Origin of the sequence: Lactobacillus delbrueckii subsp. delbrueckii DSM 20074 = JCM 1012 (assembly GCF_001433875.1) — a bacterium.
GTDB lineage: Bacteria > Bacillota > Bacilli > Lactobacillales > Lactobacillaceae > Lactobacillus > Lactobacillus delbrueckii.
Window position 1 is genome coordinate 1 of the sequence record NZ_AZCR01000064.1, and the last position, 6,376, is coordinate 6,376.

Annotated in this window: 9 protein-coding genes; 4 read left to right on the forward strand and 5 right to left on the reverse strand. The window is 49.6% G+C overall.

Annotation, left to right across the window (positions count from 1 at the left end):
• Window positions 1-277 (forward strand): amino acid--tRNA ligase-related protein (locus FD23_RS07525; protein ID WP_340136955.1); only part of this gene is annotated, 277 nt, incomplete at its 5' end.
• Window positions 278-340: 63 nt separating this feature from the next.
• Here FD23_RS07525 and FD23_RS07530 read toward each other — a convergent pair.
• Window positions 341-931 (reverse strand): sugar O-acetyltransferase, encoded by a 591-nt coding sequence (locus FD23_RS07530; protein WP_052933675.1) that lies wholly within the window; start codon window positions 929-931, stop codon window positions 341-343.
• A 69-nt stretch (window positions 932-1,000) separates the two neighbouring features.
• Window positions 1,001-1,315, reverse strand: a complete 315-nt coding sequence (locus tag FD23_RS07535) for an alpha/beta hydrolase (protein WP_025896274.1) — start codon at window positions 1,313-1,315, stop codon at window positions 1,001-1,003.
• Window positions 1,316-1,535: 220 nt separating this feature from the next.
• Here FD23_RS07535 and FD23_RS07540 point away from each other — a divergent pair, with 220 nt between their 5' ends.
• The 3 genes from FD23_RS07540 to FD23_RS07550 all read left to right on the forward strand — a co-directional run bounded on the left by FD23_RS07540 (window position 1,536) and on the right by FD23_RS07550 (window position 3,243).
• Entirely contained in the window at window positions 1,536-2,372 is an 837-nt protein-coding gene (locus tag FD23_RS07540) for a site-specific integrase (RefSeq protein ID WP_025896276.1), read from the forward strand.
• A gap of 43 nt (window positions 2,373-2,415) precedes the next feature.
• Window positions 2,416-2,982: a signal peptidase I gene (gene lepB, locus FD23_RS07545; protein ID WP_025896277.1), complete on the forward strand. Its 567-nt coding sequence runs from the start codon at window positions 2,416-2,418 to the stop codon at window positions 2,980-2,982.
• 69 nt (window positions 2,983-3,051) lie between these two features.
• A complete protein-coding gene (locus FD23_RS07550; RefSeq protein WP_002878604.1) occupies window positions 3,052-3,243 on the forward strand; it encodes an LBP_cg2779 family protein in 192 nt (63 codons plus the stop codon).
• Window positions 3,244-3,629: 386 nt separating this feature from the next.
• Here FD23_RS07550 and pepT read toward each other — a convergent pair whose 3' ends face one another.
• From pepT to FD23_RS07565, 3 genes are all read right to left on the reverse strand, one after another.
• A complete protein-coding gene (gene pepT / locus FD23_RS07555; RefSeq protein ID WP_025896279.1) occupies window positions 3,630-4,868 on the reverse strand; it encodes a peptidase T in 1,239 nt (412 codons plus the stop codon).
• Between the two features lie 43 nt (window positions 4,869-4,911).
• Window positions 4,912-5,709 (reverse strand): Nif3-like dinuclear metal center hexameric protein, encoded by a 798-nt coding sequence (locus FD23_RS07560; RefSeq protein WP_025896280.1) that lies wholly within the window; start codon window positions 5,707-5,709, stop codon window positions 4,912-4,914.
• Window positions 5,702-6,376: tRNA (adenine(22)-N(1))-methyltransferase (locus FD23_RS07565; RefSeq protein WP_236743907.1), on the reverse strand; the 675-nt coding region annotated here is incomplete at its 5' end. The genes FD23_RS07565 and FD23_RS07560, both read right to left, overlap by 8 nt.

A 6,376-nucleotide genomic window follows, 5' to 3' on the forward strand; every position in this document is an offset into this window, starting at 1 on the left:
TTACCTCTGCGCCGACGTGGAAGCGCCAGAAGGCTACGGGGAAATCATGGGCGGGTCAGAACGTGAAGCTGACTACGACACCTTGAAGGCGCAAATCGAAGAAGCAGGCCTCAACCTGTACGACTACTCCTGGTACCTGGACCTGAGAAAGTACGGAAGCGTGCCGCACTCTGGCTTCGGGATGGGCTTTGAACGGGTTATTGCCTGGATCTGCAAGCTGGACCACGTTCGTGAAGCTATCCCATTCCCAAGAATGATCAACAGAATGCAGCCATAATATATACGAAAAATAGCTTGGAGAAAATCAATCTCCGAGCTATTTCTTTGCCGTTAGTATCTCTTACTTCTTCCAGTTTAAGTCACTGTTTTTATCAGCTTCAGTGATTTCCCGGATAACCCGGCAAGGATTGCCAGCGGCTACGGAGTCGGCCGGGACATCTTTAACAACGACGCTGCCGGCGCCGATCACGGAATTGTCACCGATTGTGACGCCAGGCACCGACCGGACTCCCCCGCCGATCCAGACGTTATTGCCAACAGTAATCGGGTAGGCATATTCCAGGCCGGTATTTCTTCTGGCCGCGTCCAACGGGTGGCCGGAGGTGTAGAAGCTGCAGTCAGGGCCGATGAAGACATTGTCACCAAAGGTCACTCCCCCAGCATCCAGGACGGTCAAATTATGGTTGGCGTAGAAGTTGTCGCCTACTTTAATATTCCAGCCATAGTCGCACCAGAAGTTGGGTTCGATGTGGCAGTTTTCCCCGCTTTGGCCCAGGATTTCCCTTAAGAGTTCCTTCTTTTCTGCTCCAGACGGCAATTGGTTGTAGCGGAGGCACTTGGCCTTGCAGGCCGTCAGTTCTGTCACCAGTTCTTCGTCTTGACCAGGATTATAGACCTGGCCAGCCAGCATTTTTTCTTTTTCAGTCGGCATTTCTTTCCTCCAGTCCCTGCCAAATCTTTTTGGCTTGTTATTTTTTCTCTAAGAGTTATTTTTGATCAATTAGCTATTTGGCCAAGGGAAGCTAATCGCCGTCTTTAAGACTTGCGGGTTCTCCCGCAAGCGGCTGTGCTGGGCCATTGGGCCGGTAAATTTCTTTTCTTTGTAGCTTTTTACCTTTGGGCTGACCAGGTAGCGCAGAGATTTGGAGGAAGGATTCTTGACCCAGCCGTCTGAGTGACTGCCGTCTTCCAGGTCTCCGTAAACATTCATCAGCACCTTGGCATGCGGGTAGAGCTTCCTGAGAACCAGCTGCCGCTTGTAGTTGTCGTTCATTTGAATTGGCTTACCGTTCTTGTGGTTGGCCGAGACATACATCTCATTTATTCCCTTGTTCTATCTTTTTCACGTTTAAAGCTAATTCGCTTTGATTTTACTGGATTTTTTGCCAGAAAGTTAATCGAACACTTTATTAAGCCAGCAGACCTTTTGCTAACGTTGTTTTGTTGGGCGCGGCGAAGCCGCGCAATTTGTGTTATAATTATTGTAGTAACAATTAGGAAACTTAAAAGAGTGGCTAAAAAGAAAGGAGCATGTCATGTATCCCCACCAGGAAGGTTTTGAGAATTGGTGCCGGGGTCCGCAAAGACTCAGCCCCAAGTCAATTGAGAACGCCGATTACTGTTTGGACCACTTCTTTACCTATGCGGAAGTGAATTTCCCATCCAGTGACGTTAATGAAATCACGGCCAGCAATGTCCGTGACTACCTGCAGCAGTTGGCGACTAAGGAGAATTTGCAGGTCACGACCGTCAACAAGTATGTCTCCTACATTAAAAAGTACTTCTACTACCTGGCCCTGGCTGGAATTACCCCAAGCTATCGTTTACTAGACCTCAAGGGCTACTCTTTTGAGCGGCGGAAGACCTATGTAATCGACTGGCCAGAGCATTTGCCTGCCCTTATCCCCTATGTCAAGCAGCCGGTGACTCTCTGGCTGCTGCAGCTTTTCGCCCTGGGCTATCAGGCTAAGGAACTCTTAGGGATTCGCTATAGTGAGGTGAAAGACAATTTGAGCGAAATGACTGACTACCTGACTGGCACACTTTCCTTTGAAAGGGACCCGGATCCTTATATTTTCGCCTCCAGGTCCGGTGAACCATATGCCAGTACCAACAACATCATGCAGCTGGTCAAGACCGACAAGGATCTCCTCTCCCCCATGCCAATCACTCTGACCAATCTCCGCCTCTCTTATGTCTATTCCTTGATCAGCCAGCAGAAGTATTCTGACAAGGAACTCCTGGAGATTTTCCGCTGCCCGCCAAAGCGTCTGGCTTACTACCAGTACAACGCTGCCCAGTGTAATCTCATTCCATTTTCTGAAGATATGCTAAAAAAGGCCGGCCCAAACGCCGCCCCTGCAAGAAAATAGGCTATAATAAGTTAATAGTCAGTAAAAGGAGATTTTTTGTCAAATGAAGAAAAAGAATAAGCAAGCAGCTGAAGAAGAAAGCTGGGGTAAATTTTTCCGGGACGTCCTGGTTATGTTCCTGGTCTTTGTCTCAATTTATTATGTTGTCTTCTCCTTCTTCTTAGCCAATGAAGTAGTGTCTGGCCCGTCCATGCAACCGACCTTTGAAGACGGCGACCGTTTGATTGCTGTGCGCCACTTCACTCCTAAGAGAAATGACGTTGTCATCATCAAGGCGCCGGACCAGGCAAACGCCATGTACATCAAGCGGGTGATCGGCCTGCCAGGCGACACGGTTCAGTCCAAGAACGACGTCCTCTACATCAACGGCAAGAAGACGGCCCAGCAATACTTGAACAACAAGTACAAAAAGGCTGACCATTTAGCTGGGGTCTACTACACCGGCAACTTCAAGATCAAGCTGAAGAAGAACCAATACTGGGTCATGGGTGACCACCGGGACGTTTCAAAGGACTCCCGCTACTTCGGCCCAATCAAGCGGAGCAATATCTTGAGTAAGGTAGTTCTGCGCTACTGGCCAGTTACCCAGATCAGCAGCGACTTTTACTAAAAAATTCTGAAGCTCCCTCAACAACTTTTCAAAAAATGGTAAAATACGGTTATTAAGGAGTGAAGATCAATGAAACCAGAAGAACTTTCGGATGCAATCATCGAATTTCAGAGCAAGCACGCTGTGAGCGATACTACCCTGGCCTTTGCCAGCCACCTCTCAGTGGAAAAGGTGCACGCCATGAAGCAAGGGCGGGGCAACTTTACCAGCGATGAAATCAACCAGATGTTGGACTATCTCCAGAGCTATCTCCAGAGCTAAATGTAAGCAACCGGGCCAAACGGCCCGGTTTTCTTTTGCCCTTTTTTCTCTGCTTTTTCCCTCTCTCATTTCTTTTTATCACTTCATTGTTTCACGCTAACCATTTTACATTTTGCATAAAGTTTAAAATAATAAGAAGCTTGTCATGTAAAGGACAACGGCTACTATTTCTTAACAGCTGCCATTTTTATCATTTAGCTTTAACCCGCTATCGCAAGCGATAAAGCTTGCTATTACAGCATTTCTCTTTCTAGCTCTGTAAGCCTTTTTCTCCGATTTTTGTTCCACAGTCTCTTTTTACCCTATCCCCGGCCAAGTTATTCACAGACAAAAAATAAGAGCCACCCTAGAGCAGCTCTTATCCTTTATATTTAAGTTATCTTGTCTTACTTGTTCCGTTCAGCTTGCAGTTCAGCCATCTTGATCATGACGTCAACAGCCTTCCACATTGATTCCAGAACCGTATATTCGTAGCGGCCGTGCATGTTTTCTTCACCGGCAAAGAGGTTCGGGCATGGCAGACCCATGTAAGTCAGTTGTGACCCGTCCGTACCCCCTCTGACTGGTTCTTCATTGATTTCAGTCAAGCCGCAGGCTCTGTAAGCATCCCGGGCCAGGTCAATGATTTCCATGTGCTTGACCAGTTCATCAGCCATGTTGTAGTACTGGTCCCACATCTTCAGCTTGATTCTTTCCCCATACTTGGCGTTGAGTTCAGCCACCTTTTCCTTGACCAGGTTCTTCCGGGCTTCCAGGCCGTCGCGCTTGAAGTCACGGATGATGTAGGCCAGGTGGGCGTTGTCAACCGTACCAGAGAAGTCCATCAAGTGGTAGAAGCCTTCTTCGCCTTCAGTCTTTTCCGGCACTTCGTCTTGCGGCAGGGAGTTCTGGAAGTCAATCCCGACTTGAATGGCGTTGATCATCTGTCCCTTGGCTACAGCTGGGTGCACGTTAACGCCTTGGATGTCCAGTTCAAACTGAGCTGCTGAGAAGGTCCCCCAGTCCAGCTTGCCCGGGCCCTCCCCGTCAACCGTAAAGGCAAAGGCAGCGTTGAAGTCTTCCACGTCAAAATGCTGAGCACCAGTGCCGATTTCTTCGTCTGGCGTGAAGCCCAGGCGGATTTCCCCGTGCTTGATTTCCGGGTGAGCCAGGAGGTATTCAGCAAAGGTGACCAGTTCAGCATCCCCGCACTTGTCATCCCCGCCCAAAAGGGTGTCACCGGAAGCAGAGATAATGGTCTGCCCCTTGTACTTCTTCAAGTTCGGGAAGACGGCCGGGTCCAGGTAGAATTCGCTGTCGCCCAATTGGATCTTGCTTTCCCCGTCGTAGTTTTCAGTAATCTGCGGCTTAACGTTTTCTGAATTGAAATCAGCCGTGTCGCAGTGAGCCAAGAAGCCCATAACCGGCACGTCCCAGTCAACGTTGGAAGGAATAGTTGCGATGACCGTACCAGCCTTTTCATTGTAGTGAACGTCACTTAAGCCCAGTTCTTCCAGTTCCTTCATGATGACCATTTGGTAGTCCACTTCTCTTTGGGTGGATGGGAAGCGGTCAGCATGTTCATCTGACCGGGAGTTGATCTTGACGTACTTCAAAAATCTTGGCAGCAAAGTTGGGTATTCCATCTTTTTCTCCTTATTCTTTACATAAACAAAAATATTTCACTTACTAAAAAATGTTCTGGAAGGGATCGGTTGATTCAGCGCTGATTAAGCACTCTACGCTCCAGCCCTCTTCCTTCTGCCAGGCACTGAGCCGTTTGGCAGCTTCATACTTGAAGAGCTTCTCCGTATAGTGGCCCGGATCAACTACTACCAAGCCTGATGAAATCATGTCATGGCCAGTGTGGTAGTAGACGTCACCGGTGATGTAGGCGTCGCATTTGTCAGCTAAGGCCTGTTTCCAGAACTTGTTCCCGTCCCCGCAGACGAAGGCAACAGTTTCCACCATTTTATCCTGGTCAGCGCAGATCAGGCGAACCATGTCCACCCCCATCTTTTCCTTGACGTAGTGGGCAAAGTCGATTGCCTTCATTGCTTCTGGCAGGCGGCCCTTGCGGCCAATGGCGATGCCGTCCTCGTCTGGGGCAAAGCCGGTTACGTTCAAAAGGCCAAGTTCTTCAGCCTGCCAGTCGCTTGACCCGTCCTGGGCCTTGTCGGAATTAGTATGAATGGAGTAAACGGTGATGCCGTTAGCAATTATCTTGGCGTACATGGCCTTTTGTGGGTCGCTGTAGTCCAAGTTGTTAACCGGACGGAAGATCAAGGGGTGGTGGCTGACGATGAGGTCAGCACCTCTCCTGATGGCTTCATCAACCACATTTGGCCGGACGTCTAAAGTCACCAGGATCTTGTGGACTGGTGCTTCCAGGCTGCCGATCTGCAGGCCGACCGGGTCACCGGCACTGGCGATACTTTCCGGGAAAGCTTCATTCAGTTTAGCTACAATGTCTTTTACTTTAGTCATTTTCCCCACCTAATTCTGTCTTGATCATAGCCAGCAAGTTTTCGACTTCCTTTATCCGGGTCAGGTCCTTTTCCCGAGCCTTGTTGAGGTTAGCCAGCAGCTTTTGGTAGTAAGCTTCCTGTCCCTGCCACTTCTTATAGAAAACATCAGTCTTGTTCTTTAAGAGCAAGGGACCAAATTCCTGCTCGCGGACAGTCAATTCGTGAACCTGGTCAGTTAAACGGGCCTTGATCAGCTCATAGATGTGGCCTGCTTCATAGACGATGTCTTCAGCGACGATCTTGTACTTGTTGGCCATCAGCCAACGGCGGACGATGTTTTCCCCAATATTGGCTTCAAGGACCAGGCTTGGGTAGTAAACGCCCCGGGAGGCGGCTTCAGAGAGCAGGTTGACCATCAATTTGCCGCCCATGCCGGCGATGACGACCGTATCGATTTGGTCGCTTTCCTTAATGGTTTCCAAGCCTGAACCCAGCCGGGTTTCAATCTGGTCAGAAAGTCCCGCGGCGGCGATGTCCGTTTTCGCGTTCTCTAAGGGGCCAGCCGCAACGTCACTGGCGATAGCGTGGCTGATCTTGCCGCTCTTTACCAGGAGGATCGGCAGGTAGGCGTGGTCGGTGCCGATATCGGCCAGGCGGCTGCCTGGATCAACCATCTCGGCAAGTCT

Bases quoted from the DNA above. Each gene is read 5' to 3' on its own strand.
- FD23_RS07530 (WP_052933675.1), bottom strand. From the start codon at position 931: ATGCCGACTGAAAAAGAAAAAATGCTGGCTGGCCAGGTCTATAATCCT.
- FD23_RS07535 (WP_025896274.1), bottom strand. From the start codon at position 1,315: ATGTATGTCTCGGCCAACCACAAGAACGGTAAGCCAATTCAAATGAAC.
- FD23_RS07540 (WP_025896276.1), top strand. From the start codon at position 1,536: ATGTATCCCCACCAGGAAGGTTTTGAGAATTGGTGCCGGGGTCCGCAA.
- lepB (WP_025896277.1), top strand. From the start codon at position 2,416: ATGAAGAAAAAGAATAAGCAAGCAGCTGAAGAAGAAAGCTGGGGTAAA.
- FD23_RS07550 (WP_002878604.1), top strand. From the start codon at position 3,052: ATGAAACCAGAAGAACTTTCGGATGCAATCATCGAATTTCAGAGCAAG.
- pepT (WP_025896279.1), bottom strand. From the start codon at position 4,868: ATGGAATACCCAACTTTGCTGCCAAGATTTTTGAAGTACGTCAAGATC.
- FD23_RS07560 (WP_025896280.1), bottom strand. From the start codon at position 5,709: ATGACTAAAGTAAAAGACATTGTAGCTAAACTGAATGAAGCTTTCCCG.